Origin of the sequence: Bifidobacterium psychraerophilum, from assembly GCF_000741705.1 — a bacterium.
In the GTDB taxonomy this organism is placed as follows: Bacteria; Actinomycetota; Actinomycetes; order Actinomycetales; family Bifidobacteriaceae; genus Bombiscardovia; species Bombiscardovia psychraerophila.
In genome coordinates this window covers 292,075-318,129 of sequence record NZ_JGZI01000010.1, presented here as the reverse complement: position 1 = coordinate 318,129, position 26,055 = coordinate 292,075, and the positions used below count along the sequence as shown (strand labels likewise).

The 26,055-nt window shown below is 59.3% G+C and carries 20 protein-coding genes; 16 read left to right on the top strand and 4 right to left on the bottom strand.

Annotated features, from left to right (window positions below; genetic code table 11):
* Window positions 1-60: 60 nt before the first annotated feature.
* Window positions 61-1,749: a phosphate acetyltransferase gene (gene pta / locus BPSY_RS08515; RefSeq protein ID WP_081884355.1), complete on the bottom strand. Its 1,689-nt coding sequence runs from the start codon at window positions 1,747-1,749 to the stop codon at window positions 61-63.
* 187 nt (window positions 1,750-1,936) lie between these two features.
* Window positions 1,937-4,414 carry a phosphoketolase gene (locus BPSY_RS08510; protein ID WP_033496232.1) on the bottom strand — a complete coding sequence of 826 codons (2,478 nt, stop codon included), beginning with the start codon at window positions 4,412-4,414 and terminating at the stop codon, window positions 1,937-1,939.
* Between the two features lie 522 nt (window positions 4,415-4,936).
* On the opposite strand from BPSY_RS08510, the gene guaA reads away from it, so the two are divergent.
* From guaA to rpsD, 3 genes are all read left to right on the top strand, one after another.
* Entirely contained in the window at window positions 4,937-6,499 is a 1,563-nt protein-coding gene (gene guaA / locus BPSY_RS08505) for a glutamine-hydrolyzing GMP synthase (RefSeq protein WP_033496234.1), read from the top strand.
* A gap of 316 nt (window positions 6,500-6,815) precedes the next feature.
* Entirely contained in the window at window positions 6,816-9,374 is a 2,559-nt protein-coding gene (locus tag BPSY_RS08500) for a UvrD-helicase domain-containing protein (RefSeq protein ID WP_100841143.1), read from the top strand.
* Between the two features lie 286 nt (window positions 9,375-9,660).
* Entirely contained in the window at window positions 9,661-10,287 is a 627-nt protein-coding gene (rpsD, locus tag BPSY_RS08495) for a 30S ribosomal protein S4 (protein ID WP_033496238.1), read from the top strand.
* A 133-nt stretch (window positions 10,288-10,420) separates the two neighbouring features.
* On the opposite strand, the gene BPSY_RS08490 is transcribed toward rpsD, so the two are convergent.
* On the bottom strand, window positions 10,421-10,786 hold the full coding sequence (locus tag BPSY_RS08490) for a phage holin family protein (RefSeq protein ID WP_033496240.1): 366 nt from the start codon (window positions 10,784-10,786) through the stop codon (window positions 10,421-10,423).
* A gap of 49 nt (window positions 10,787-10,835) precedes the next feature.
* Between BPSY_RS08490 and BPSY_RS08485 the strand changes: the two genes are divergently transcribed.
* The 6 genes from BPSY_RS08485 (at window position 10,836) to mltG (ending at window position 16,753) form a co-directional block, all read left to right on the top strand.
* Entirely contained in the window at window positions 10,836-11,507 is a 672-nt protein-coding gene (locus tag BPSY_RS08485; RefSeq protein WP_033496242.1) for a histidine phosphatase family protein, read from the top strand.
* Between the two features lie 104 nt (window positions 11,508-11,611).
* Window positions 11,612-12,046 carry a DUF948 domain-containing protein gene (locus BPSY_RS08480; protein WP_051921862.1) on the top strand — a complete coding sequence of 145 codons (435 nt, stop codon included), beginning with the start codon at window positions 11,612-11,614 and terminating at the stop codon, window positions 12,044-12,046.
* Entirely contained in the window at window positions 12,046-12,282 is a 237-nt protein-coding gene (locus tag BPSY_RS08475; protein ID WP_033496244.1) for a hypothetical protein, read from the top strand. Before BPSY_RS08480 ends, BPSY_RS08475 begins: the two co-directional genes overlap by 1 nt.
* Window positions 12,283-12,390: 108 nt before the next feature.
* Window positions 12,391-15,081: an alanine--tRNA ligase gene (gene alaS, locus BPSY_RS08470; RefSeq protein WP_033496246.1), complete on the top strand. Its 2,691-nt coding sequence runs from the start codon at window positions 12,391-12,393 to the stop codon at window positions 15,079-15,081.
* A gap of 8 nt (window positions 15,082-15,089) precedes the next feature.
* Window positions 15,090-15,554, top strand: a complete 465-nt coding sequence (gene ruvX / locus BPSY_RS08465) for a Holliday junction resolvase RuvX (RefSeq protein WP_033496248.1) — start codon at window positions 15,090-15,092, stop codon at window positions 15,552-15,554.
* Window positions 15,555-15,565: 11 nt separating this feature from the next.
* Window positions 15,566-16,753 carry an endolytic transglycosylase MltG gene (mltG, locus tag BPSY_RS08460; protein ID WP_033496475.1) on the top strand — a complete coding sequence of 396 codons (1,188 nt, stop codon included), beginning with the start codon at window positions 15,566-15,568 and terminating at the stop codon, window positions 16,751-16,753.
* Here the strand turns inward: mltG and BPSY_RS08455 are convergent.
* Complete coding sequence (locus BPSY_RS08455; protein WP_033496477.1) at window positions 16,750-17,199, bottom strand: prepilin peptidase; 450 nt, start codon at window positions 17,197-17,199, stop codon at window positions 16,750-16,752. The two genes, mltG and BPSY_RS08455, sit on opposite strands and share 4 nt — an antisense overlap.
* A gap of 58 nt (window positions 17,200-17,257) precedes the next feature.
* Here BPSY_RS08455 and aroC point away from each other — a divergent pair, with 58 nt between their 5' ends.
* The 7 genes from aroC (at window position 17,258) to sufC (ending at window position 26,055) form a co-directional block, all read left to right on the top strand.
* Complete coding sequence (gene aroC / locus BPSY_RS08450; RefSeq protein ID WP_033496478.1) at window positions 17,258-18,451, top strand: chorismate synthase; 1,194 nt, start codon at window positions 17,258-17,260, stop codon at window positions 18,449-18,451.
* 49 nt (window positions 18,452-18,500) lie between these two features.
* Window positions 18,501-20,108 carry a bifunctional shikimate kinase/3-dehydroquinate synthase gene (locus BPSY_RS08445; protein WP_033496480.1) on the top strand — a complete coding sequence of 536 codons (1,608 nt, stop codon included), beginning with the start codon at window positions 18,501-18,503 and terminating at the stop codon, window positions 20,106-20,108.
* A gap of 36 nt (window positions 20,109-20,144) precedes the next feature.
* Window positions 20,145-20,600, top strand: coding sequence for a type II 3-dehydroquinate dehydratase (gene aroQ, locus BPSY_RS08440; protein WP_033496250.1), 456 nt, complete (start codon window positions 20,145-20,147; stop codon window positions 20,598-20,600).
* A 65-nt stretch (window positions 20,601-20,665) separates the two neighbouring features.
* Window positions 20,666-22,324 (top strand): CTP synthase, encoded by a 1,659-nt coding sequence (locus tag BPSY_RS08435; RefSeq protein WP_033496252.1) that lies wholly within the window; start codon window positions 20,666-20,668, stop codon window positions 22,322-22,324.
* Window positions 22,325-22,518: 194 nt separating this feature from the next.
* Complete coding sequence (gene sufB / locus BPSY_RS08430) at window positions 22,519-24,033, top strand: Fe-S cluster assembly protein SufB (protein WP_051921860.1); 1,515 nt, start codon at window positions 22,519-22,521, stop codon at window positions 24,031-24,033.
* 17 nt (window positions 24,034-24,050) lie between these two features.
* Window positions 24,051-25,274: a Fe-S cluster assembly protein SufD gene (gene sufD / locus BPSY_RS08425; protein WP_033496481.1), complete on the top strand. Its 1,224-nt coding sequence runs from the start codon at window positions 24,051-24,053 to the stop codon at window positions 25,272-25,274.
* Window position 25,275: 1 nt separating this feature from the next.
* On the top strand, window positions 25,276-26,055 hold the full coding sequence (sufC, locus tag BPSY_RS08420) for a Fe-S cluster assembly ATPase SufC (protein ID WP_033496256.1): 780 nt from the start codon (window positions 25,276-25,278) through the stop codon (window positions 26,053-26,055).

Genomic DNA, 26,055 nt, shown 5'->3' with positions numbered 1-26,055 from the left:
CTGGAGCGAACGCTCCCTACTGTTGTGAGATTACTCGTGGGGGCTTACAAAGCCGTGCGCCTATTGGGCTTGAGCGGCTGTAAGCGCCACAGTGTTGATGATGTCCTGGACCGTCGCTCCGCGGGAGAGATCGTTCACCGGCTTGTTCAGACCTTGGAGCACGGGCCCCACGGCAAGCGCCCCTGAGGAGCGTTGGACGGCCTTGTAGGCGATGTTGCCCGCCGAGAGGTCAGGGAAGACGAAAACGTTCACATGGCCTGCGACCTCGTTGCCTGGCGCCTTGGTCGAGGCGACATCAGGTGACCATGCGGCATCGAACTGTATCGGGCCGACCACACTGAGTTCAGGCGCCTTCTCGTGCACCAGTCTGGTCGCCTCCTCAACAAGCTGCGCATCGGGCCCTTTCCCGGATCCGAGGGTGGAATACGAAAGCATGCCTACACGCGGTTTCATGTCGAATGCCTGTGCGGTGCTGGCGGATTGTATGGCGATATCCGCAAGTGCTTGGGCATCCGGGTTCAGATTGATGGCGCAGTCGGCGAAAATCGCCACATGGGTGTCGAAGCACATCAGGAAGGAGCCGGAGACCAAGGAGGCACCGGGTTTCGTCTTGATGGTCTGCAATGCCGGACGCACGGTGTTGGCTGTGGAATTCACCGACCCTGAGACAAGACCGTCGGCCCTTCCCAGAACGACGAGCATCGTACCGAAGTACGAGGGATCCTCCAAGGTCAGCCGTGCCTGTTCCTCCGTCAGCCCCTTGCTGCGGCGCAACTCGCACAATCTATCGGTCATGGATTGAAGCAGCGCCTCGTCATGTATCGATTGGAACTCCGCCTTGTCGAGGTTCTTCAGGCCAAGTGATTCCGCACGTTCCAGAATGTCGTCCCGTTCTCCGACGATGATCAGCTTCACGATGTCGCGGGCAAGCAGAAAGTCCGCCGCGCGGATGATGCGGTCTTCCTCTCCTTCCGGCAGGACGATCGTCTTGCCGGCGGCTTTCGCCTTGTGCAGCAGTGAATTCTGGAAGTGGACCGCCGTAACCGGCTTCTCGAAGTCCGTGGCCGCGGCCTCAAGGAGCTCTGATGAGGGCACGTTGCGGTCGAAGAGCTTGAGCGCCGCATCTATGCTTGCGGGATCATGAGCGTCAACACCCTGTGGCGGCACGGTCCACGTCGGCAGATTCAACACCTTGAGCTCACGGAGTGTCTCGGCGCTTTTCTCAGCTGCGCAACCGGTGACGAATACGCCCACAACGGTCGATCCCGCGTTGCGGACGCTCGCCTGGCAGGCTCGGACGGTCGCGAGAAGCTGGGCAGGGTTGCGCTCCAGCGTGCATACGGCAAGGAAGACGGGGGATTGCAGGTCGGCTGCCAGCTGTGCGTTGAAGGCGAATTCCTGCGGGTCTGCGATCGGTGACTTGTCCGTGCCGACGATCACAACGGCTTCCGGCTCGTAATCATCGATGAGATCGTGGAAGCCGGCGACGATATCGGCCCGGGCCTCATCACGGTTCTCCCGGACCTGTTTGGGGCAGACCCCGATGCTTGCCGCCTGCGGTGTCTTCACGCTCGATTGCCCGATCAACGCTGAGGTAAAGGAATCGTCGTGGCAGACCGCCGGACGGAACACAGCGGTGCTTTTGGCTTGTGAGAACGCGGAGGTGACTCCGAGCGCTATCACATTACGACCGTTGGCTGATTCAGGACTGAGTATGGTTACACTGCAAACGCTCAAGGATCTCTCCATTCGAATACAAAAGACGACTACACCTGTGTAGTCGGCATGGTGCGGATAGCAACTCATATTGTAATGCCCATATGTGATAAGAATCACCACCGGAAACAACTATGAAGAAGGGGCTCTGGATGTTTGCACATTCAGAGCCCCTTGATGTCCGGCAGATATGCCGACAGGAGGAATCTAGTACTTCAGATTACTCGTTGTCTCCTGCGGTCGCAGCAGTCGCCGTGACGGCTCCTGGGATCTCGGTCTTGACGCCAGGCCACACCCAATCGGTGTAATCCGGGTGGTCGAAGCCCTTGTCCACTGCGAACTGGAAGGCATCGGTACGGAACTTCTCAAGTTCATCGATCTTGGAGGCGAACTTCTCCGCGTCGACTGCACGCAGTGCTTCGGCGGTGAGTTCGTAACGATCGATGTTGTTGACGCGAACCATATCGAATGGGGTAGTGGTCGAACCCTGCTCTTCGTAGCCATGGACGTTGAAGTTGTCGTGGTTCGGACGATCCCAGATGAGTCCGCGGATCTCGCGTGCATAGGAGTGGTACGCGAAGAGGACGGGCTTGTCGGCGCTGAAGAGTTCGGTGAACTCGGCATCGCTGAGGGCCTGATCGTTCTCGGAGGCATTCTGGATCTTGAGCAGGTCCAGAACGTTGACGAACCTGAACTTGACGCCAAGCTGGTTGAGCTTGTCCGCTGCTGCCAGGAGTTCCTGGGTGGGAACATCGCCTGCGGCCGCGAGCACGATATCGACGTCCTCGCCATCCTTGACGTTGGAGGCCCACTTCCACTCGGCTGCACCCTTTTCGAGTTCGGCGCGTGCCTCATCAAGTGAGACCCAAGTGGCGGCTGGCTGCTTGCCGGCGATGATGGCGTTGATCTTGTTCGTGGACTTGTATGCACGCTCGGAAACGGCGAGCAGCAAGTTCGAATCCGCTGGGAAGTAGATCTCCACAACGTGATCGTTGTTGAAGTTCTTGTTCAGCAGGATGTCGATCACGCCTGGATCCTGATGGCTGAAGCCATTGTGATCCTGACGCCATACGTGCGAGCTGACCAGGAGGTTGACCGAGGAGATCGGCTTGCGCCAAGGAATCTCACGCACGGTGGCCTCGAGCCACTTCGCGTGCTGGTTGAGCATCGAATCGATGACGTGCACGAAGGACTCGTAGGAGCTCCAGATGCCGTGACGACCAGTGAGCAGGTATCCTTCGAGGAAGCCTTCCATCTGGTGCTCGGAGAGCTGCTCGGTGACCTGACCGGTGACGCTCATGTTCTCGTCGACCTGATCCGACAGATAGCCGGCATCCCACTGCTTGCTGGTTACTTCGTAAGCTGCGGAAAGACGGTTCGAAGCGGTTTCGTCCGGTCCGAAGATGCGGAAGGAATCCGGGTTGAGCTTGATGATGTCGCGTGTGTACACACCCAGGCGACGAGTGGCTTCGAGCTGTCCCCAGCCGTGGCCGTACTCTTCGACCTCGCGTACCGCGTAATCGTCAAGGTTGGGCAGCTTGAGATCCTCGCGGATGCGGCCACCATTGGCGTTCGGGTTGTCTCCGATGCGCAGTTCGCCTTCAGGCATGAAGGAGAGGACCTCGGGACGTACGGTGCCCTTCTCGTCGAAGAGCTCCTCCGGCTTGTAGGATTCCAGCCAGTTCTTGAGAACCTCGAAGTGAGCCTCGGTGTCGCGGGCGGAAGCCAGCGGAACCTGATGGGCGCGCCATGAGCCTTCGGTCTTCTTGCCGTCGATGAACTTCGGGCAGGTCCAGCCCTTCGGGGTGCGGAAGATGATCATCGGGTAGAACGGACGAGTCATGTCGTCGGTCTGCGCGGTGGCCTTGATCTCGCAGATCTCGTCGAACACGGTCTCGAAGAGATCGGAGAAACGACGGTGGATCGAGAGGCTGTCCTCGTCATCGAATCCTGCGACGAACTCGTATGGTTCGTAGCCCATGCCGTGGAAGAACTCATGAAGCTCTTCATCGGAGATGCGCGAGAGGATGGTCGGGTTGGCGATCTTGTATCCGTTAAGATGCAGGATCGGCAGCACGATGCCGTCGGTGCGTGGGTTGACCAGCTTGTTGGACTGCCAGCCGGTGGCCAGAGGGCCGGTCTCGGCTTCGCCGTCACCGACGATGGCCGGGACGAAGAGGCTCGGGTTGTTCATCACGGCGCCATAGGCGTGTGACAGGGCGTAACCCAGCTCTCCACCTTCGTGGATTGAGCCTGGTGTCTCCGGTGCGTAGTGGGAAGGAATGCCGCCTGGGTATGAGAACTGACGGAAGAACTTCTGCAGACCATCCTCATCCTTGGTGATCTTCGGGAAGTACTCGGTGTAGGTTCCGTCCAGGTAGGACTGTGAGGTGCCTGCAGGACCGCCGTGGCCCGGGCCCATGATGATCACCGTGTTCTGCTGGTGATCGGCGATCAGTCTGTTGATATGACCGATCAGGAAGTTCAGACCAGGTGTCGTTCCCCAGTGTCCAACGAGACGATGCTTAACATCCTCACGTGTGAACGGTTCCTTCATCAGTGGATTACTACGAAGGTAAATCTGGCCAATGGAGAGGTAATTGGCTGCACGCCAATACTTATCGACGGCTTCCAGGGTCTCCTCGGAAACTGGGGATTCCAGCTTCTTCCAAGGGGTGCCAATAACAGGACTCGTCATATGTACTCCTGTACTCTGCACTGTGTTGTGCGATTGATTGTTTTCGTTCGGTTTTGAGTGTTCCGCGAATCGTTTCCGGTTCTTGGGACCCTCATCACCAGTCGCTAATCATGGTACGTTGACTAGCAGACTTATGGCAGTTTTTTTGCGTGTCTGTTCGATGTTGTTAGGCAAAGTAGACCTTCTGTTACCTTTTTCGGACTCCGAGAATTGGCCATTTCTGCCTGTTTCCCACTCATTGCAGTGCATCTGCCCAATTTTTCGATTTTGACTCTCAATGAAATTGTCGTGGGGGATACTTTTCGCGACAGTTCGAATGAACATAATAAATGATAGGACAGCCGCGTTCTCCCTGTAACTCGCGGGATGGGGAATATGTCGAAAACAACAGCCATAATCGACGTATTCATGTCAACCGCGATTCGGGCGGCGCAGGGCATCGGGAATTACCGATCCGAAGCGCTGCCAAGTGGCGGAATACAAGGCACAACATGTCGATTCCTAAGGAAGCGAGAAGAACATATGGCACAAGGTCCCGTTCTTGTAGTCGATTTCGGTGCGCAGTACGCGCAGTTGATTGCGCGTCGGGTGAGGGAGGCCCACGTCTACTCGGAACTGGTGCCTCATTCGATGCCGGTGGATGAGATCCTCGCCAAGGATCCGAAGGCCATCATCCTTTCGGGAGGACCTGCCTCGGTCTTCGAGCCGGGTGCGCCGGGCATCGACCCCAAGATATTCTCCGCGGGCATTCCCGTGCTGGGCATCTGCTACGGATTCCAGGTCATGGCGCATGAGCTCGGCGGGGTCGTCGACCGAGCGGCTCTTGGCGAATACGGCAAGACCCCGGCATCGATCGATCATGCCGAGGGTGTCCTCAAGGATTCTCCTGCGGAGCAAAGCACATGGATGAGCCACGGTGTTGCGGTGGAACAGGCGCCTGAGGGTTTCGAGGTGCTCGCGCACACGCAGGGTGCACCGGTTGCGGCCATGCAGGATGTGGCCAGGGGACTGTACGGCGTGCAGTGGCATCCGGAAGTTCGCCACACGCCCAAGGGACAGGAGCTCATCGAGACCTTCCTCCATGATTGCGCCGGCATCGAAGCCCACTGGGATGCGTCAAGCATCATCGAGGATCAGGTGGCGAAGATCAAAGCCCAGATCGGCAATCATCAGGTGATCTGCGGTCTGTCCGGGGGTGTCGACTCGGCGGTGGCCGCCGCTCTGGTGCACAAGGCGGTAGGTGATCAGCTGACATGCGTGTTCGTGGATCATGGATTGCTGCGCAAAGGTGAAGTGGAGCAGGTCCGCAAGGACTTCGTGCAGGCCACAGGCATCCGCCTCGTCGCAGTCGACGCCTCCGCCGACTTCCTCGACGCCCTTGCCGGAGTAAGCGAACCGGAACGCAAGAGGAAGATCATCGGTGAGCGTTTCATCAGAACCTTCGAACGTGCCGCAAGGGATATCGTCAGCAAGGCGGGTGAGCAGGGCGAAGAGGTCAGATTCCTCGTGCAGGGCACGCTCTACCCCGATGTGGTCGAATCAGGTGGCGGCGACGGCGCCGCGAACATCAAATCGCATCACAATGTGGGCGGTCTTCCTGAGGATCTGAAATTCGAATTGGTCGAACCGTTGCGCACGCTTTTCAAGGATGAGGTCAGGGCGATCGGCACCGAATTGGGCCTTCCTGATGAGATCGTGTGGAGACAGCCTTTCCCGGGTCCGGGTCTGGGCATTCGTATCATCGGGGCCATCACGCAGGAACGTCTTGATCTGCTTCGGGAGGCGGACTCCATCGCCCGTGAGGAGTTGAGCAAAGCGGGTCTTGACCGAGACATCTGGCAATGCCCGGTGGTGTTGCTTGCCGATGTCCATTCCGTTGGCGTTCAAGGTGATGAACGCACCTACGGCTCCCCGATCGTGCTGCGACCCGTCAGCTCCGAGGATGCGATGACGGCCGATTGGTCAAGGGTTCCCTATGACGTGCTTTCGGCGATTTCCACCCGTATCACCAACGAATGCAGAGGCATCAACCGCGTGGCCCTCGACGTGACCTCGAAGCCACCGGCAACGATCGAGTGGGAGTAGCATCCTGCAGACCATGCCGTGAGAACATGCCCGGCTGTGTAAGGTGTCGCCCATGATGCCGATATTCGTGGACGACACCTTATATATATAAGGTATTGGTGTACGGGGAAGCAGGAGGCTGTGGACACCGCTGCCATCCTTCGGTACGCGGTGCCGGGCGAAGCCGCGGTTCATCACGCCGGATCATGCGGCGATGCTGGTGATCCGTCCGGCGGCGCGGGTATGGCGTAGCGTCCGTAAGGGTGGCGCCGCCAGAGGGATGAGCATCCTGACCATTGAGAACATTCGAATGACTAAGAACGAGGGTATGAGGAACGTGACGGGTGATCCTGATCTGATACAACGAAGCGCCGAAGAGCTGACCGGCGATCTCAACCAACAACAGGCGCAGGCCGTGCAACACCGGGGTCAGGCTCTGTTGATAGGTGCAGGCGCGGGATCGGGCAAAACCCGTGTGCTCACCCGACGGATAGCATGGATACTCAGCCAGTTCGGGGCATGGCCAAGTCAGATCCTGGCGATCACCTTCACCAATAAAGCGGCGGCGGAGATGAGGGAACGTCTTTCGGTGCTTATCGGGCCGGTCGCCCAGCGTATGTGGGTCTCCACATTCCACTCGGCTTGCGTGCGCATCCTCAGAAGGGATGGTAAATCCATCGGCCTGCGCTCGGGATTCTCCATTTACGATTCCGCCGATTCCGAACGCCTGGTGAAGATCATCGGCAATGATCTCAACATCGATATGAAGCGCTACACCCCCCGCGCGATTCTCGCGCGCATATCCGACTGCAAGAACAATCTTCAGGATTGGCAGACCCAACTCAAGGAGTACGCACCTGACTACAAGCCGGGTCAGCGTGGTCAGCAGCTCGGGCGATTCGGGAATGTGGAAGAGCTGTACGCGGTGATGTACGCGGAATACCAGCACAGGCTCGCACAGGCGAACGCCGTCGACTTCGACGACCTGATCGGCAGGACGGTCGAGTTGATACGGACCGACCCCTTGGTGGCCGACTATTACCGGCATAAGTTCCGTTACATCCTCGTCGATGAGTATCAGGACACCAACCATGCCCAGTATGAGCTCATCCGTGAGTTGGCGGGCGTGGATGCGGATGTGCCCCAGCAGGGTACGGCTGTGGCGGCGGGTAAAAGCGGTCCCGCCTGGATCACGGTCGTCGGTGATTCCGATCAATCGATCTATGCCTTCCGTGGTGCGGATATACGTAATATCCAGGACTTCGAGAAGGATTTCCCGAACGCGAAGACGATTATGCTGGAGCAGAACTATCGCTCCACCCAGACGATTCTTGATGCCGCGAACGCCGTGATCGCCAAGAACGAAGGGCGCAAACCCAAGAAACTGTGGACCGCCTTGGGGCAGGGGAGTCCGATAACAGCCTTCGCCGCGGATAACGCGCAGCAGGAGGCATCGTGGATCACGAACGAGATATCCCGTCTGGCGGGCGAGGAACAGGTGCACTATGCGGATATGGCGATCATGTACCGCGCCAATGCGCAATCACGCTCCTTGGAAGAGGCCCTGATCAACGCCGGCATTCCCTATCAGCTCATCGGCGGCACCAAATTCTACGAGCGTCGCGAGATCAAGGACGCACTGGCCTATATGCAGGCTCTCGCCAATCCCGATGACGATGTGAATATGCGAAGAATCATGAATGTCCCCAAGCGTGGATTGGGACCGCGGGCGGAGTCCCTGGTCACCGGCTACGCGCAGGAGCATGGCGTGAGTTTCTGGAACGGCATCAGCCATATGGAGCAGATCGAGGGCGTGCCCACCAGAACGTCCAGCATGCTCAAGGCCTTCCGGGATCTGATGATCGGACTTGCTGCCTTCGCACGGGAGCATGACGCCAAACCTTCTGAAATCGTGGCTCAGGTGCTTGAGCAAAGCGGTCTGCTTGAGGAACTGCGCAAATCGGATGACCCGCAGGATGCCTCGAGGGTGGAGAATCTCTCCCAGCTGCAATCGGTGGCGGCGGAATTCGAACAGAACACACCGGATGCCTCCCTGTCCTCCTTCATGGAGACCACCGCACTGGTGGCGGATTCCGACCAATTGCCCGACGAGACCGCGGACTTCGGCAAGGTCACCCTGATGACCCTGCACACCGCGAAGGGACTCGAATACCCGGTCGTGTTCCTCACCGGGATGGAGCAGGGCACCTTCCCGCATTCACGGAGTCTGGAGGATACGAGCGAACTGGCGGAGGAGCGACGTCTGGCCTATGTGGGCATCACACGCGCGAAACAGCATCTCTATCTCACCCGTGCCGCGGTCCGTGCGCAGTGGGGACAGGCCAGTGAGATGCTGCCCAGTCAGTTCCTCGATGACATTCCCGAGAAACTCATCGACTGGAAGCGCAGGGAGTCAAGCGTCGAACGGATGCGGAGCAACTGGAAGGACGACGACAATGAGTTCGGCGGTTTCGAGGATGACGATTTCGGCGCCTCCTTCGGATCCTCGGCCAGATGGGGTGGCGGCTGCTCGTCGAATCAGGGGAGCTCATACCGCCGCTCGGCTTCCTCCTCATCGCAGGGTGGGTCCTATGGCTATCGCAGCGGCCAGTACCGCGGAGGTGCCGGTGCAGGTGGTGGTTCACATGGATCGAAGCATGCGAAGGTGACCACGCGTCGCATCGATACGAAACGTCAGCAAGCCGCTCCCGCCAGCACGCAGGAACGCCAGATCGCCGACTTCGCCGTGGGGGACAAGGTATCGCACGACCGCTACGGGCTGGGAACCGTGCTTGAGCTCCAGGACAAAGGGCGGAACTCCGTGATTACCGTGGATTTCGGCTCCGACGGCGTCAAACGTCTGATGCTCAGGGTCGCCCCCATCGAAAAGCTCTGAACGCCGGGCTCTGTTCCCGCAATGCCGTGTGGATCCACCTGATGCCTGCTGGGAAGCGCAAGGACGCTAGGCCTTCGAACCCGGAGCGTGTCGGAAACATACAGGCCTTGGTGTAGGATTGAACGCTGGTGCCTGCACAAGGAGGCATCTGTCTGGAGTCTTAGCCCGTCAATGGGTCGGCAGTGGGAACACTGCTCGTGCTTGGCACGGTGAAGCATTGGAGAGGCTGACTCGGTGGGTTTCCACCTGCGTTCAGATAACGACAGCAACAAAGGAAATAGCAATTATGACCAAGGTTCAGCGTTCGCGCCGTCAGGTGCGCCTGTCCCGAGCACTGGGAATCGCACTGACTCCCAAGGCTCAGCGAATCTTCGAAAAGCGTCCCTATGCTCCAGGCGAGCATGGTCGCACACGTCGTCGCACCGAATCCGATTACGCCGTACGTCTGCGTGAAAAGCAGCGTTTGAGGGCCCAGTTCGGTCTTTCTGAGAAGCAGCTTCGCGCCGCCTATGAGAAGGGCACCCACGAGGCAGGCCAGACCGGCAACGCCATGCTCCGGGATCTTGAGGTTCGCCTCGACAACCTGGTGCTGCGTGCAGGCATCGCCCGCACCACCGCACAGGCCCGCCAGTATGTGGTTCACCGCCACATCCTCGTCGATGGCAACATCGTCGATCGCCCCAGCTACCGTGTGCGCCCAGGCCAGACCATCCAGGTCAAGCCGAAGAGCCAGACCACGGTTCCCTTCCAGATCGCAGCCGAAGGCGTCCACCGTGACGTGCTCCCCGCGGTTCCGGGATATCTCGATGTGGAGCTCACTTCACTGAAGGCAACGCTTACCCGTAAGCCGGAGCCTGAAGAGATTCCAGTCCAGGTCAACATCCAGTACGTGGTCGAGTACTACGCCCGCTGATTCGGATCCTTCCGAGACTTGCACGATGCGCCGCACACTATGTGCGGCGCATCGTCGTTTATCCACCGTCAATCGCTGTGCGTCGGGTATGGCTATCCCCGGTTATCGGTGTCCACTGAGTGGAGTGTGAGGGCTAATCGCGCATGATGGCGCCGAGTATCCCGTCAACCACCATCATGATGAAGCTGCCGAACACAGCCCACCAGAACCCTCCGATGTATATGCCGGCGTGGAATACGGAGTACGAGAGCCAGGATGCCAGTTGCATGAACATCACGTTCAGGATCAACGCGGCGAGTCCGAAGGTCAGAATGGTCAGCGGAAGCGCGAGAAGCTGCACTACGGGTTTGACGGATGCATTGATCAACGCCATGAAGAGCGCGAAGCATGCGATCGAGATGAAGGTGTTGGAACCCTGAACAATCATGCCGGGAAGCAGCCACGTCATGACGCCGACCGCGACCGTAAGTGTGAACCATCGTCCGAAGAATCTACCCATGACACCATTATGCGGGAATCGCCGCGGTGACGGTGCCATAATCGAAGATATGCTACTTCATCTTCACTTGGTACGTCACGGGCAGACCATGTTCAACAGATACAACCGCTTGCAGGGATGGTCGAATTCCCCTCTTACCGAAACAGGCATGGCGGATGCGGAACGGGCCGGACGCAAACTCGCCTCGGTGTCCTTCACGGCCGCCTTCTGCTCGGACACCACCCGTGCCCAGATAACCGCGCAGACCATCCTGCGCTGCAATACGGCCAGCGACCCGCTTCCCGAGCCGCGTTCGGATATGCATTTCAGGGAGCAATGCTACGGCTATTACGAAGGACAGGATATGGCGGCAGCCTGGTGGGCCGCCGGGGCCCCGCATGGAGCCGGAACATACAATGAGATCGTCGAACGCTTCGGTCTCGGGGCGAGCAGGGATTTTCTGCATGAGGCCGACCCCTTTCACGATGCCGAATCGGATGGGGAATACTGGAAGCGTGTGGAAGGTGGCTTCGCCATCATCGCGGCCGATGAAGGCGTGCACGATGGCGATGACGTGCTGGTGATCTCCCACGGCAATACGCTGCTCAGTCTGATGCACCGTTATGCGCCACAGGGCTATGACCTCAGTGAACGGCCACGCAACGGCAGTGTGACGCGCATCGACTTTGATACCTCCAAGCCGATCGACGAGGCCCTGTCCGTGGTCGCCTACAACGAATGATGCGCGGCGCAGCCGCTGGGGCCTTTCACCACAACGCTCATGTTGCACTCATCGTGGTAGCCTTGAGCGAGTAACATGACTGGGGTCAGAAAGAGGTGCTGAAGATGGATGTAGGCCAAATCGCGGGTCTTATCGCAGCCATTGCCTTCGCGGTGCTCGCAGGATTCTTGATTTATCCGTTGATCAGGCTCGGGCGCTTGTTCGATCAGCTGGCGGATACGGTCAAGGAGACCGGTGAGCATGCGTTGCCCACACTCGACGAGTCCACGGCAACCGTGCAGCAGGTCAATAAAACACTTGAAGATGTCAACCGCATTTCGGCTGCCGCCTCGACCACGGCAGGTAATGTCGGAGCTCTTACGGATCTGTACGGATCGATGCTCGGCAAGCCGATCATCAAGCTCGCCTCCGCTTTCTTCGCCTTGCGGACCACGGCAAGCTCATTTTTCAAAGGCCGCCGTCAGCAGGCTCAGCCGGCGGCATCGTCCGCCCCTGAGACCGGCTCCTCGCGGGCCTTCCACAGTCACAAGGGGGAGTGATGTTCAAACGCTTGTTCTGGATAGGGGTTGGCGTCACCATCGGCGTAGTGACGGCGAGCAAGGCGAGGGCCTATGTGAAGGCACACACCCCGGCCGGTGCCAGGGATTTCGTCTTCGGGCATGACACCACCAACGTCGCTGTCTCCACACTGCAAGGTCTGTACGATGAATTCCAGGAGACACGCCGCGCACGCGAAGCGGAACTGAACCGTCAGTACATCGATAATTCGCGTTGAGTTGAGCTGAAGCTCAACAGCATATAACACAACACATCACGCCCTGACTTGTGACCGCACAAGAAGACGGGGTGTTGTTCGCACGCACCATAAGGAGTAAACAGAAGAATGCGCACCTCAGAGATTGCAAAGCGCTATCTTGATTTTTTCGCCAAACAGGGCCATATGGTCGTGCCTTCGGCTTCGCTGATTTCACCTAATCCGACAACGCTTTTCACAATCGCAGGTATGGTGCCTTTCATTCCCTACCTTCTTGGCGAGCAGACACCCCCGAGCAAGCGTATGGCCAGCAATCAGAAGTGCGTGCGCACACTGGACATCGATGAAGTGGGCAAGACCACGCGTCACGGCACCTTCTTCCAGATGCTGGGCAATTTCTCCTTCGGTGATTACTTCAAGGAGGAGGCGATCCACTACGCCTGGACGCTGCTGACCACACCGCAGGACCAGGGCGGCTATGGTTTCGACCCCGAGAGTCTGTGGGTCACGACCTACACGGACGACGAGGAGGCGCGTTCGATCTGGCGCAACGAGGGCATGGACCCCGCGCATATGCAGATCATGGGCATGGAGGACAACTTCTGGACGACCGGCGGACCGGGACCCGGTGGACCCTGCTCGGAGATCTATGTGGATCGTGGGCCGGAATACGGCATCGAGGGTGGACCCGCGGCGGATGAAAGCCGATACATCGAAATCTGGGATCTCGTCTTCGAGAACTTCGAAGTCGACAATGTGAAATCCAAAACCGACCTGCATATCGTCGGCGAATTGGAGAACAAGAACATCGATACCGGTGCAGGTCTGGAACGGCTCGCGTACCTGCTGCAGCACAAGAACAACATCTACGAGACCGATGAGGTCTATCCGGTCATCGAGGCCGCGGAACGGCTGTCAGGGCATACATACGGCGAGGATGCGGATGACGACGTGCGCTTCAGGGTCGTTGCGGATCATGTCCGCAGCGCGCTGATGATCATGAGCGACGGCGTTCGCCCGAGCAACGAAGGCCGTGGCTATGTGCTGCGCAGGCTCCTGCGCCGCTCCATCCGCTCGATGCGCACACTCGGAGTTCAGGATGACGTTCTTCCGCATCTCTTCCCGGTCTCCAAAGAGGCGATGTCTTCGAGCTATCCGGAACTCAACGAACTCTTCCCCGATATTTCGGCGGCTGCCTATGGCGAGGAGGCGTCATTCCGACGCACACTCGACAAAGGAACCTCGATTCTTGACGTCGCGGTGAAGAAGGCGCAGGATTCCGCGGCCCAGGGCGGTGACGCCGTGGTCAGCGGGGACGAGGCCTTCACCCTGCACGATACCTATGGCTTCCCGATCGAGTTGACGCTGGAGATGGCGGAGGAACAGGGCGTCCATGTGGATGAACCCAAGTTCCGCGAGCTGATGGCGCAGCAGAAGTCACGTGCGCGCGCGGATGCACTCAGCAAACGCCACAACGTTGATGTCAGCGTTTATGACGACTTCAAGAAGACCTTGGATCGGCCTTTGGAATTCCTGGGTTATACCGATTACTCAAGTCGTTCACGCGTGCTCGGCATCATCGAGGCAGGCAAGGGTTCCGTACCCGCCGTCTCAGCTCCGGCCTACGTCGAGGTCATCCTCGACCGCACACCCTTCTACGCCCAGGCGGGTGGACAGCTCGCCGACCAGGGCGAGATACTCTCCGATGAAGGTGCCGTGCTTGATGTTGATGACGTGCAGCATCCGGTCAAGGGACTGACCGTTCACCAGTGCAGCATCACCGAGGGAACCCTGGTGGTCGGCTCGGCGGTCACCGCGACCATCGACCCGGTACGCAGAGGCGCGATAGCCCGTTCGCACACCGCGACGCATATGGTGCATAAAGCCCTTCGCGAGGAGCTGGGGCCGCAGGCGACGCAACGCGGATCCGAGGATGCGCCGAACAGGCTCCGCTTCGACTTCCAGTGGTCGGGGGCTCCGAGCGCGGATGCGATGAACACCGTCGAGGCGCGGGTCAACGATCGTCTGCGGGACAATCTCTCGGTCAACACCACGGAGATGAAGTTCGATGACGCCATCGCGCTGGGCGCCATGCACCTCTTCGGCGAGAAATACGGCGATATCGTCAGGGTCGTGACCATTGGTCAGGACGGTTGGAGCCGTGAGCTGTGCGGTGGGACCCACGTCGATCATGTGGGCAAGATCGGGCAGGTCTCGATTCTTTCCGAAGCTTCGGTCGGTACCGGCGTGCGTCGCGTGGATGCCGTCGTCGGGCAGGGGGCTTACGAATTCAATGCCAGAGAGCACGCTTTGGTCTCGCAGCTTTCGGACACCTTGAACGCGCGTCCCGATGAGCTGGAATCACGCATCTCGAGTCTGTTGAACAAACTCAAGGAATCCGATAGGCGTCTTGCCGCGATGTACGAGCGGAATCTCTCCGAATCCGTACCGGCGATCATCGAGGAGGCCAGGAACTCGGCGTCGCCGGTCTTGGTTGCGGCACGTAATGTAGGGCGTTTCGGTTCGGTGGAGGCTCTGCGCAAGACGGTAAGCGATCTCAGAGCCCAGCTTGGAGACGATCGTCCGTCGGTGGTGGCGTTGGCTGGTGAGAGCGAGGACGGACGTCCCGTCGTCCTGGCAGCCACCAATGAGTCGGCCCGCAAGCTTGGGATCAAGGCCGGGGATCTGGTGCGCGGAGCATCGAAGGTCCTCGGTGGCGGCGGTGGCGGCAAACCCGACTTCGCGCAGGGCGGAGGCCGTGATGCCACCCGTATCGACCAGGCCTTGGAAGCCTTGCGCGCCGAGGCGCAGAAGGTCTGAGCGCCTCCATGCATGCACCTTGGCTTGGTGTTGATCTCGGCAATGCACGGGTCGGCCTCGCATTGTCCGACCCGGAGTTGACTTTCGCCCATCCGGCTGGGAATGTGGTTGTTGATGGTGACAGCTTCCTGGCCTTGGAGTCGGTTGTCGACATCATCGAGAAAGAAGCAGTTGCTACTGTTGTGATTGGACTGCCCCTGCTGCTGGATGGGACTCTGGGTCGCAGCGGGAAGAAAGCCGAACGTTGGGCGGCTGCCCTGGGACGTCGTCTGCAGGCGCTGATGGACGAAGGCACACTGGATCTGGAAAGCATGCCGGATGTGCATCTGCGTGATGAGAGACTCACCACGGTAAGCGCGCACAGACAGTTGCGTGAGGCAAGCGTCGCAGGGCGTGAACATCGTCCCTTCGTTGATCAGCAGTCCGCCGTCGTGCTGCTGCAATCAGCCTTGGACGAACTGAATCACGAATAAAGGAGTGTGTGTTGGATCAAGATCTGGATGACTTTTTCACCGATGCCTCGCATCTGGTGGATGAGGCGGGGAAACCCATTGCGTCCTCAGCGCCTCCTTTGCCGCCGAAATCAAGACGTGAGATGCGACGCCGACGGGTGTCCGTGCATCGCAAGCGCCTGACGACCGCGCTGATAGTGCTGGTGATTCTGGCGCTGCTCGGCGGCGGTGGATGGTTTGTGGCCCAGAAGGTCTCGGGAATGTCTTCGATCGTCAGCGCCACCAAATCGGTCGCTGAGGATTATCCCGGTCCAGGTGGCTCGGAAGTTGATTTCACCGTGGAGACCGGGCAGAGCGCCGACAAGATCGCCGAAAACCTGGTGAAAGCGGATATCGTGAAATCCGCGGCCGCGTTCACGCAGGCTGTTGCCGTCGCGGGGGTGCAGAACCAGCTCTTCCCAGGTGTGTTCGAGCTCAAACTGCATATGCAGGCCTCTGATGTGGTCACGATACTCACCGACTCCAGCAAGGCCGGAGGCTTCCTTGAAGTCAGATCGGGTGACAAGGCCGCGGATGTGATCACCAAGGCCGCCACCCTCTCGTCGATCAAGAAATCCGATTTCGACGCCATCATCAAGGACAAGGGTTCCGGCATCCTGCCCAGTGAGGCGGGTGGCAACTTCGAAGGCTGGTTCGAGCCCGGTTCATACAATGTCAAGGGCAAAAGCTCGGCGAAGGAGATCCTCAAAGAGCTGGTGGATCAGCGGATCGCCAAGCTGGACGCGATGAACGTACCCACGGGAAGCGAGCGGGAGCGCATACTCAATATCGCCTCGATCGCGGAGGCTGAGGTCAACCAGGAGGAGTACTACAGCAAGGTCACCAGGGTCATCGAGAACCGACTGGCCAAAGGCATGACGCTCGGCATGGATACCACCGTCGCCTATGGGGCCAACGTCTCCGCCTCCGACCTCACGAATGCGCAGCTCAGCGACAAATCCAACCCCTACAACACGCGTGTGCATACAGGCCTGCCCCCAACACCGATCAGCAATCCGGGGGACAACGCCATCAAAGCCGCCATGAGCCCGGCCTCAGGCAACTGGCTGTACTTCGTGACGGTGAACCTGGATACAGGGGAGACCAAGTTTACAGCCGATTCCAGCGAGTTCGACGGCTATGTGAAGGAATACAAGCAGTGGGAAGCCGATAACAGCTAGAAGAAGGCCGAATCCACGACGATCGCGCCTACCGCGCTGATCGAGATGACGGGTGCGAAGGCGATGGAGGCACCGGCGCGTGCGAAGAGCGCGATCGCCGTCACTCCCAGGATTCCCATCAGACACCACCAGACCAGGATGGCGTCGGGACCGAAGAAGGCCACGGCAAGGCCCGCGAGCAAGGTGCAGCTCACATCACCCAGTCCCAGCGCCCCCGGTCTGGCCAGGGATATGGCCAACTGGAGCAGTGCGCACACCACGGCCAAAGTCACCGCCGTCACCAGGGTGCCCCACACACCGTTGAATGCGCACCAGCAGATGAATACAATCAGCTGCAGGGCCACACCCGCCCCGACCCATGCACGGGGAATCCGTCTGCTGCGCAGATCCTCGATCGAAAGCGCGAGACAGCAGATGAGACAGGGCATGAGCAAGAGGTAGGGCATTACGTAAGATATACCGAAGTTGGACTTGGACATCAAACTCAGCATCGAAGGAGAAAGCATGTTGCGCTGGCAGACGGCAGGGGAATCCCACGGAGAAGCCCTTGTGGCGATGATCGAGGGGCTGCCTTCGGGCATCTCGATCAACACTGAGCAGATCAGTGACGCGCTGGCGAGACGGAGGCTGGGGCATGGGCGTGGTGCCCGGATGAAGTTCGAAAGGGACAAAGTCCGTCTGCTCACCGGGGTCAGGCATGGGAAGACCCTCGGGTCGCCGGTGTCCATTGAGATCGGCAACACCGAATGGCCCAAATGGGTGCAGGTGATGAGCGCGGATCCGCTTGAGGAGGGTGTCGAGCTTCCGGAAACGGGCAGAAACGCACCGCTGAGCCGCCCGAGGCCGGGGCATGCCGATCTGACGGGTATGAGAAAGTACGGATTCCAGGACTCGCGACCCATTCTGGAGCGTTCCAGCGCCAGGGAGACGGCTTCCCGTGTCGCTTTGGGGGCCGTGGCAGGTAATTTCCTTGAACAGACCCTTGGCATTCGTGTCATTTCGCAGGTGCTGTCCATCGGCGGTGTCGGCAGTGAGCAGGATCAGGCCCTGCCCAGCGCCGATGACGCGCAGAGGCTTGATGCCTCACCGGTGCGCACACTTGATCCTGATGCCGAACAGCGCATGATCAGCCGTATCGATCAGGCCCAGAAGGCCGGTGACACCTTGGGCGGTGTCATCGAGGTGATCGCCTATGGTGTTCCGGCAGGTCTGGGCACCTATGTGGAATCGGACCGACGTCTCGACGCCGCCCTGGCTTCGGCCTTCATGGGCATTCAGGCGATCAAGGGCGTGGAGATCGGGGACGGCTTCCTTGAAGCCGAGCGGCCGGGCTCCCAGGCGCATGATGAGATCGTTGCGGATGCGCAGGGCCATATCTCTCGTCAGACCAATCGGGCTGGCGGCATAGAGGGCGGTATGTCCAACGGTGAGCCCATCCGCGTGCGTGCGGCGATGAAACCGATCTCATCGGTTCCGAGGGCGTTGAAGACGATTGACGTGCTCACCGGGGAGCCCGCCACGGCGATCCATCAGCGTTCCGACATCACGGCAGTGCCCGCGGCTGCGGTCGTGGCCGAAGCCATGATGCGTCTGACGCTTGCCTCATTCGTCCTGGAGAAGTTCGGCGGGGACAATGTCGAGGAGACCGCAAGGAACGCCCGGCAATACATCGCCTCATGGCCAGAGCACCTTCGTTAGGGGGATGACGGTGAATCAATCGGACAGGGTTGCACACGATACAGGCATCATGCCCCGGGCGGTGCTGATCGGCATGCCCGGAGCGGGTAAGACCCGTATAGGCAAAGAGGCATCGAATATCCTGGGCATCCAATTCCGGGATTCGGATGTCGCTTTGGAACATGAGCAGGGCAGAAGGATCGCCGATATCTTCCAGAGCGATGGAGAAGAGGAATTCCGCCGTCTGGAGTGCGAACTCATCGTCGATGATCTGGAACACTTCGAGGGTGTGCTCGCTCTGGGCGGGGGAGCACCGATGACGAAACGTACTCGGCGGGCCTTGGAACGGTACGCCGATCGGGGCGGCCTGCTGGTGTATCTGGATGCCGATCCGGAGGAGATGATGGAACGGGCTTCGAGAAGCGGCAACAGGCCGCTGCTCGCGGGTGACGCCCATGCCAGATGGATGCATCTGTATGAGGAGAGGAAGCCGGTGTTCCAGGCCTTGTCGACCCGCGTGATCCGGACCCATGGCGCACCGCCCTCCGTGGCGGCCCAGAAACTGGTCGCCGCATTGCGCGAACGCAGGGTGCTGGTCGCAGGAGCGAATCCCTACACCGTGCGCATCGGCGAGGGCAGCATGGAAGGTCTGCGTGAGACACTCGGCGATGAACCCGTACGGGTCGCATTGATACACACCACGAGCGTGCAGCGTCACAGCGACCATGCACGCGCCTCGCTGCGATCGGCCCACTACCAGGTCACGGATATCACCATTCCCGATGCGGAAGCCGGCAAGACCATAAGCGTCGCGAACGGCATCTGGGAACGTCTCTCCAAGGAGGGATTCACCCGTTCGGATGCTGTCGTGGGTCTGGGTGGAGGCGCCGCGACCGATCTTGCCGGTTTTGTGGCAGCGACATGGATGCGAGGCATAGCGTATGTGAATTGCCCCACATCCCTGCTGGCCATGGTCGATGCTTCGACGGGCGGGAAAACCGGCATCAACACCCCGCAAGGCAAGAATCTGGTGGGCAGCTTCCACACGCCCAGGGGGGTGCTGGCCGATCTGCGGACACTCACCACATTGCCGAACGATATTTTCATCGAAGGGCTCGGAGAAGTCGCCAAATCCGGTTTCATCATGGATGGCGTGATTCTGGATCTTCTTGAAGACCACGCTTCACAGCTCCGTCATTTCCAGGGTGATGCCATCGACGACGGGCTCCGGAGCGTCATCGCCGAACTCATCGAGCGGACGGTGAGCGTCAAAGCCGAACATGTTTCCGTCGATCTGAGGGAATCCGGCAAGCGGGAGTTCCTGAATTACGGGCATACCCTGGGGCATGCGATCGAACAGCTTGAACATTTCCGGTGGAGGCACGGGCAGGCGGTTTCCGTGGGCATGGTGTATGCCGCCGAGTTGGCGCATCTGCTCGGATACCTCGACGCCGATGAGGTCGATTACCATCGTGAGCTGCTCACGTCCCTCGGTCTGCGCACATCATGGGACGGCGGCGATTTCGAGAGCGTCCTTTCGCTGATGCACCGTGACAAGAAGGCTCGTGGCAACACACTGCGATTCGTGGTGCTGGACCATATAGGCCATCCCATCCATCTGGATGATCCGCCTGCGGATGCGGTCGAGGAGGCCTTCAGGCGTATCCGCAGGCCGTGATCGGCAACATCCGTACTGAGCGAAGAAGGAGCATATATGAATTCACCGCGCGTGGTGGTGGTAAACGGACCGAATCTTGGACGTCTCGGCGTCCGTGAACCGGAAGTGTACGGTCACCAGGACCTTGAGCATCTCCGTGAACTCTGCTCGGATTGGGGAAAGGAGCTCGGCCTGCAGGTCGAGGTTCGTCAGAGCGATGACGAGGCCGAGGTCATCCACTGGATGCATCAGGCGGTCGATGAGTCCACACCCGTGGTTCTGAATCCGGCGGCCTTCACGCATTACAGCTACGGTCTGGCCGATGCCGCGGCCCAGGTCACTGATGCCGGTCTGACCCTGGTCGAGGTGCATATTTCCAACCCGGCGTCACGGGAGGCTTTCCGGAGACGATCGGTGATCTCGCCGATCGCCACCGGCACGATAACCGGTTTCGGATTCGAGGGATATCATCTCGCGTTACGGGCGATTGCGGGTGGTTTGAGGAAAGCCTAGCCTCGCGTCCACAAACGACCCTGCGAAACACGCTGAGTCACCCTTGGGTGATACGCTGAAGTCCCATGGCTAGACAACATGGAAACTCTCAGGAACATATCACTAAACACATTTTCGTGACCGGCGGCGTTGTCTCATCGCTTGGAAAAGGACTCACTGCTTCATCGCTCGGAAGATTGCTGCGCAGCCGCGGCATTCATGTACTGCAACAGAAACTCGATCCCTATATCAATGTCGATCCCGGCACCATGAACCCCTTCCAGCACGGTGAGGTCTATGTGACGGAAGACGGCGCCGAAACGGATCTGGACATCGGCCACTACGAGCGCTTCCTGGACGTGTTCTTGTCCCAGAAGGCGAATGTGACCACCGGCCAGATCTACCAGAGCGTGCTGCGCAAGGAGCGCGCCGGTGAATACCTCGGCGAATGCGTCCAGGTCATTCCGCACATCACCAATGAGATCAAAAGCCGTATGCGTGCCCAGGCCTCACAGGATGTGGACGTCATCATCACCGAGATCGGTGGAACGGTCGGAGACATCGAATCGCAGCCCTTCCTGGAAGCGGCGCGCGAGGTTCGCCGGGACATCGGTCCTCAGAACTGCATGTTCGTGCACGTTTCGCTGGTTCCCTTCATAGCTGCTGCGCATGAGCTGAAGACCAAGCCGACCCAGCATTCCGTGATGATGCTTCGTCAATTGGGCATCACGCCGGATGCGCTGGTGCTGCGTTCGGACAGGGAACTGAGCCAGAGCATCAAGGACAAGATCTCGCTGATGTGCGATGTCGACGAAGAGGGTGTGGTGAACTGCGTGGATGCACCCAGCATCTACGATGTTCCGAAGATCCTGTTCTCCGAAGGCCTTGACGCCTACGTGGTGCGTGAACTCGGTCTGCCTTTCCACGATGTGGATTGGAACGAGTGGGAGGATCTCCTCGAGCGCGTGCATCATCCCAAGCATGAGGTGAATATCGCGATCGTGGGCAAATACATCGACCTCCCGGACGCGTACCTCTCCGTCACCGAGGCGATCAAAGCCGGTGGCTTCGCGAACTTCGCGAAGGTCAACGTCAAATGGGTGGCGGCCGACGTGTGCGAGACCATGGACGGCGCCCAAGCCGCCCTTGCCCAGATGGATGGCATCGTGATACCCGGCGGTTTCGGCATTCGCGGCATCGAAGGCAAGATCGGCGCCCTGCGCTGGGCGCGCGAACGCAAGATCCCCGCACTCGGCCTCTGCCTGGGCCTGCAGTCGATGGTGATCGAGTATTCCCGACACGTCCTTGGGTTGGAGGATGCGAATTCCTCGGAGTTCGAGGCTGGCTGCGAGAATCCCGTGATCGCCACGATGGAAGAGCAGAAGGACATCGTCGAGGGCAAGGGTGATATGGGTCACACGATGCGTCTGGGTGCTTATCCAGCCGTTCTGGATCCGAAATCAGTGGTCGCCGGATTGTATGGCGCGGTCGAGGTCAGCGAGCGTCATCGCCATCGCTATGAGGTCAATGTGGCCTACAAGAAGCGTCTTGATGAGGGTGGCCTGCATATCTCCGGCACGAGCCCTGACGGTGAGCTGACGGAATTCGTCGAACTGCCGCAGGACGTGCACCCCTTCTATGTGGGGACACAGGCGCATCCCGAGTTCAAATCACGCCCGACACGTCCACATCCGCTCTTCGCCGGTCTGGTGAAGGCCGCAATCGATCATCACAGCGGGAAGTAAAGGCCCCATCCCTCGCCTGTGTCTTTCGCTCTTCATGAAGCATGCTGTAAAAGGGTTCCTTTTTATGGCATGCTTCACTAGACTGGCAAAGCCGTTATGAGGATGTTCCTGATGACATTGTGCTGGGAAATTGTGGTAGATGATCATTGTTGTAGACAGGCACCGTGTAGACGACACTGTGCTGACGGCATTGAATGGGAGGACGCGAATTGACCGATCCGGAACGGAACGCGGATGCGTCACAGGATGTGGAGATGAATCAGTATGTAGCTGATCGTGCCCACGTGAACGAAGACAAGATCAAGCAGGACGATCAGCTGATATCTGAGTTCGGTGAGTACGGCTACGGCTGGCATGATGCCGATAGCGCAGGCGAATCCGCCAAAAAAGGCATCAGTGAGGATGTGGTCAGGTCCATATCCGCGGACAAGGGCGAGCCTGATTGGATGCTTGACATCAGGTTGAAGGGATACCAATCATTCCTCGACAAGCCCATGCCCGATTGGGGTGTCGATCTCAGCGGCTTCAACGCCGATGATTTCAAATACTATGTGAAACCGCTGGAGAAGCAGGCGCAAAGCTGGGAGGAATTGCCGGACGACATCCGCAATACCTACGACAAGCTCGGTATTCCGGAAGCGGAGAAGAACCGTCTGGTCTCCGGAGTGGCGGCCCAGTACGAGTCCGAGGTCATCTACAACTCCATTCGCGAAGACCTCAAGGAACAGGGTGTGATCTTCCTGGACACGGATTCCGCGGTCAAGCAGTATCCGGAGCTGGTGAAGAAGTACTTCGGCAAGGTCATCCCTCCTGACGACAACAAATTCGGCGCCTTGAACACCGCGGCGTGGTCGGGCGGATCATTCGTCTACGTCCCCAAAGGGGTGCATGTCGATATCCCTCTGCAGGCCTATTTCCGCATCAACACCCCGAATATGGGGCAGTTCGAGCGCACGCTGATCATCGCGGACGAAGGCTCATACGTCCATTACGTCGAAGGCTGCACGGCACCTATCTACTCCACCGACTCCCTGCATGCCGCGATAGTCGAGATTTTCGTGGAGCCCCATGCCCGCGTCCGATACACGACCGTGCAGAACTGGTCGAATAACGTCTACAATCTGGTGACCCAGCGTGCCTACGTGCGCGAGGGCGCCACGATGGAATGGATCGATGGCAACATCGGTTCGAAGGCCACGATGAAATACCCGGCCTGCATTCTCGCCGAACCGTATGCCAAAGGCGAGACGATGTCTCTGGGCTTCGCAGGGCAGGGACAGTACCAGGACACCGGTGCCAAGATGATCCATCTGGCACCCCACACCAGCTCGACGATTGTGGCCAAGTCCATCGCGAGGGGCGGCGGTCGTTCGGCCTATCGCGGTCTGGTCAAGATCCTCAAGGGGGCCGAGGGCTCGAGTTCCTCGGTGGTGTGCGATGCGCTTCTGGTCGATGAATTCTCACGTTCGGACACCTACCCGCATGTGGATGTGCGCGAGGATGACGTCTCGATGGCCCATGAGGCGACCGTCTCCAAGGTCTCGGAAGACCAGCTGTTCTATCTGATGAGCCGTGGCTTGGAGGAGAAGGAGGCCATGGGAATGATCGTCCGTGGGTTCGTCGAGCCGATCTCACGCCAGCTGCCCATGGAATACGCGCTTGAGCTCAATCGTTTGGTTGAGCTGCAGATGGAAGGGTCAGTAGGCTGATGAGCGAATCAGGAAATATGACGGAACACGAAGTCACAATGCCCAAGGCCGATCCGAACGATCCTTACGCCTTGCCGGCGTTGATGCCATCCAGTGCGGATCGGGCCCCACGCTCCTTCTCCCCGGATGCCTTCAAGATGCCGACACGTCGTCAGGAGGACTGGCGTTTCACCCCCGTTGACCGTATCGAGGAGTTCTTCCAGCTCTTCGAGGCATCGGGAGCAACGAAGGTCACCGTATCCTCGATCGATGGTTCAGCCTTGAGCGACTCACAGGTCGACGTGCGCAGGGTCGCGAAGGACGTGGCACCGAGCGGCACGGTCTCCAAGCCGAACGACCGTGCGTCATCGGTCGAATGGGCCAGCGCGAAGGATGCGCTGGTGGTGCAAATACACCAGGATACCGAGGTTCCCGTGCTCATCACCGTGACCGGCGGCGGCTTGGATCTCGATGCGCTTCACCTCGTCATCGAGGTCGATGACCGTGTCCATGCCGACGTGGTGATCGAACACCAGGGGCAGGCCAGACTGGCTGAGGGTGTGGAGATCACCACCGGCGAGCAGTCCCACGTGAGCACCACCTTCATCCATGAATGGACGCACGATTCCAAGCATGTCGGCAATCATCGCATCCATGTGGGCAAGGAGGCCTCGCTGAGGCATTCGGTGGTCACCCTCAGTGGTGATGTGGTCCGTATCCGCATGGATCAGGACTTCGGCGGAGCCCAGGGCGATCTCAACATGCTGGGCATCTATTTCGTCGACCCGGGCGAACACATGGAGCATCGCACGATGGTCGTCCACAACCATCCCGAGTGCAAATCGCGTGTGGTCTACAAGGGTGCGCTCGAAGGCAAGAACGCGCATTCGACGTGGGTGGGCAACGCGATGATCCTGCCGACCGCACCGGGAACGGATTCCTATGAGCTCAACCGCAACCTGGTGCTCACACCGGGTGCCGTCGCGGATTCCGAACCGAATCTGGAAATCGAGAACGGGAATATCATCGGTGCCGGGCACGCGAGTTCGGTCGGCCGCTTTGATGATGAGGAGCTGTTCTACCTGCAGTCACGCGGCGTCCCGGAAGCCGAGGCACGCAAGCTCGTGGTTCGTGGCTTCTTCGGGGAGCTGGTGGAGGAGATCGGCATCCCGTCGATCTCAGGGCATCTGATGGCGACGATCGATCGTCGGCTGGCCAAGGGAGAGACTGAGGATATGCAACACGTTTTGGAGGGAAACTGATATGGCAACGCTGGAAATCAAGGATCTGTACGCTTCGGTCGAGACGAAGGAAGGCCGGAAGCAGATTCTCAAGGGTGTGAACCTCACAGTCAACTCCAATGAGACCCACGCCATCATGGGGCCGAACGGTTCGGGCAAATCGACTCTGGCCTACACCCTCGCCGGGCATCCGAAGTATCAGGTCGATTCGGGTGTGGCCCTGCTTGACGGTGAGGATATTCTCACGATGACCCCCGATGAGCGTGCCAAGGCCGGGCTGTTCCTCGCCATGCAGTATCCGGTGGAGGTTCCCGGTGTTTCGATGACCAACTTCCTGCGCACGGCCAAAACCGAAATCGACGGCAAGGCACCGGCCATCAGACAGTGGACCAAGGATCTGTCAGGCGCGATGAAAAAGCTCCGGATGGATGCGAAATTCGCGCAGCGTTCGGTGAACGAGGGCTTCTCGGGCGGCGAGAAGAAGCGCGCCGAAGTGCTTCAACTCGAATTGCTCAAGCCGAAGTTCGCCGTGCTGGATGAGACGGATTCGGGTCTTGACGTCGATGCGCTGAGAATCGTGTCCGAAGGCGTGAACAGGGCGAAGGAGAATACCGGGCTGGGGATCATGATGGTCACCCACTACACGCGTATTCTGAAATACATCAAACCGGACATCGTCCACGTCTTCGCGGACGGACACTTCGTGAAGACCGGCGGGCCCGAATTGGCGGATGAACTCGAAGAGTCCGGTTACGATCGCTACCTCCCCGAAGGCGCCAACTCCGAATCGGCTTTGGCGTGA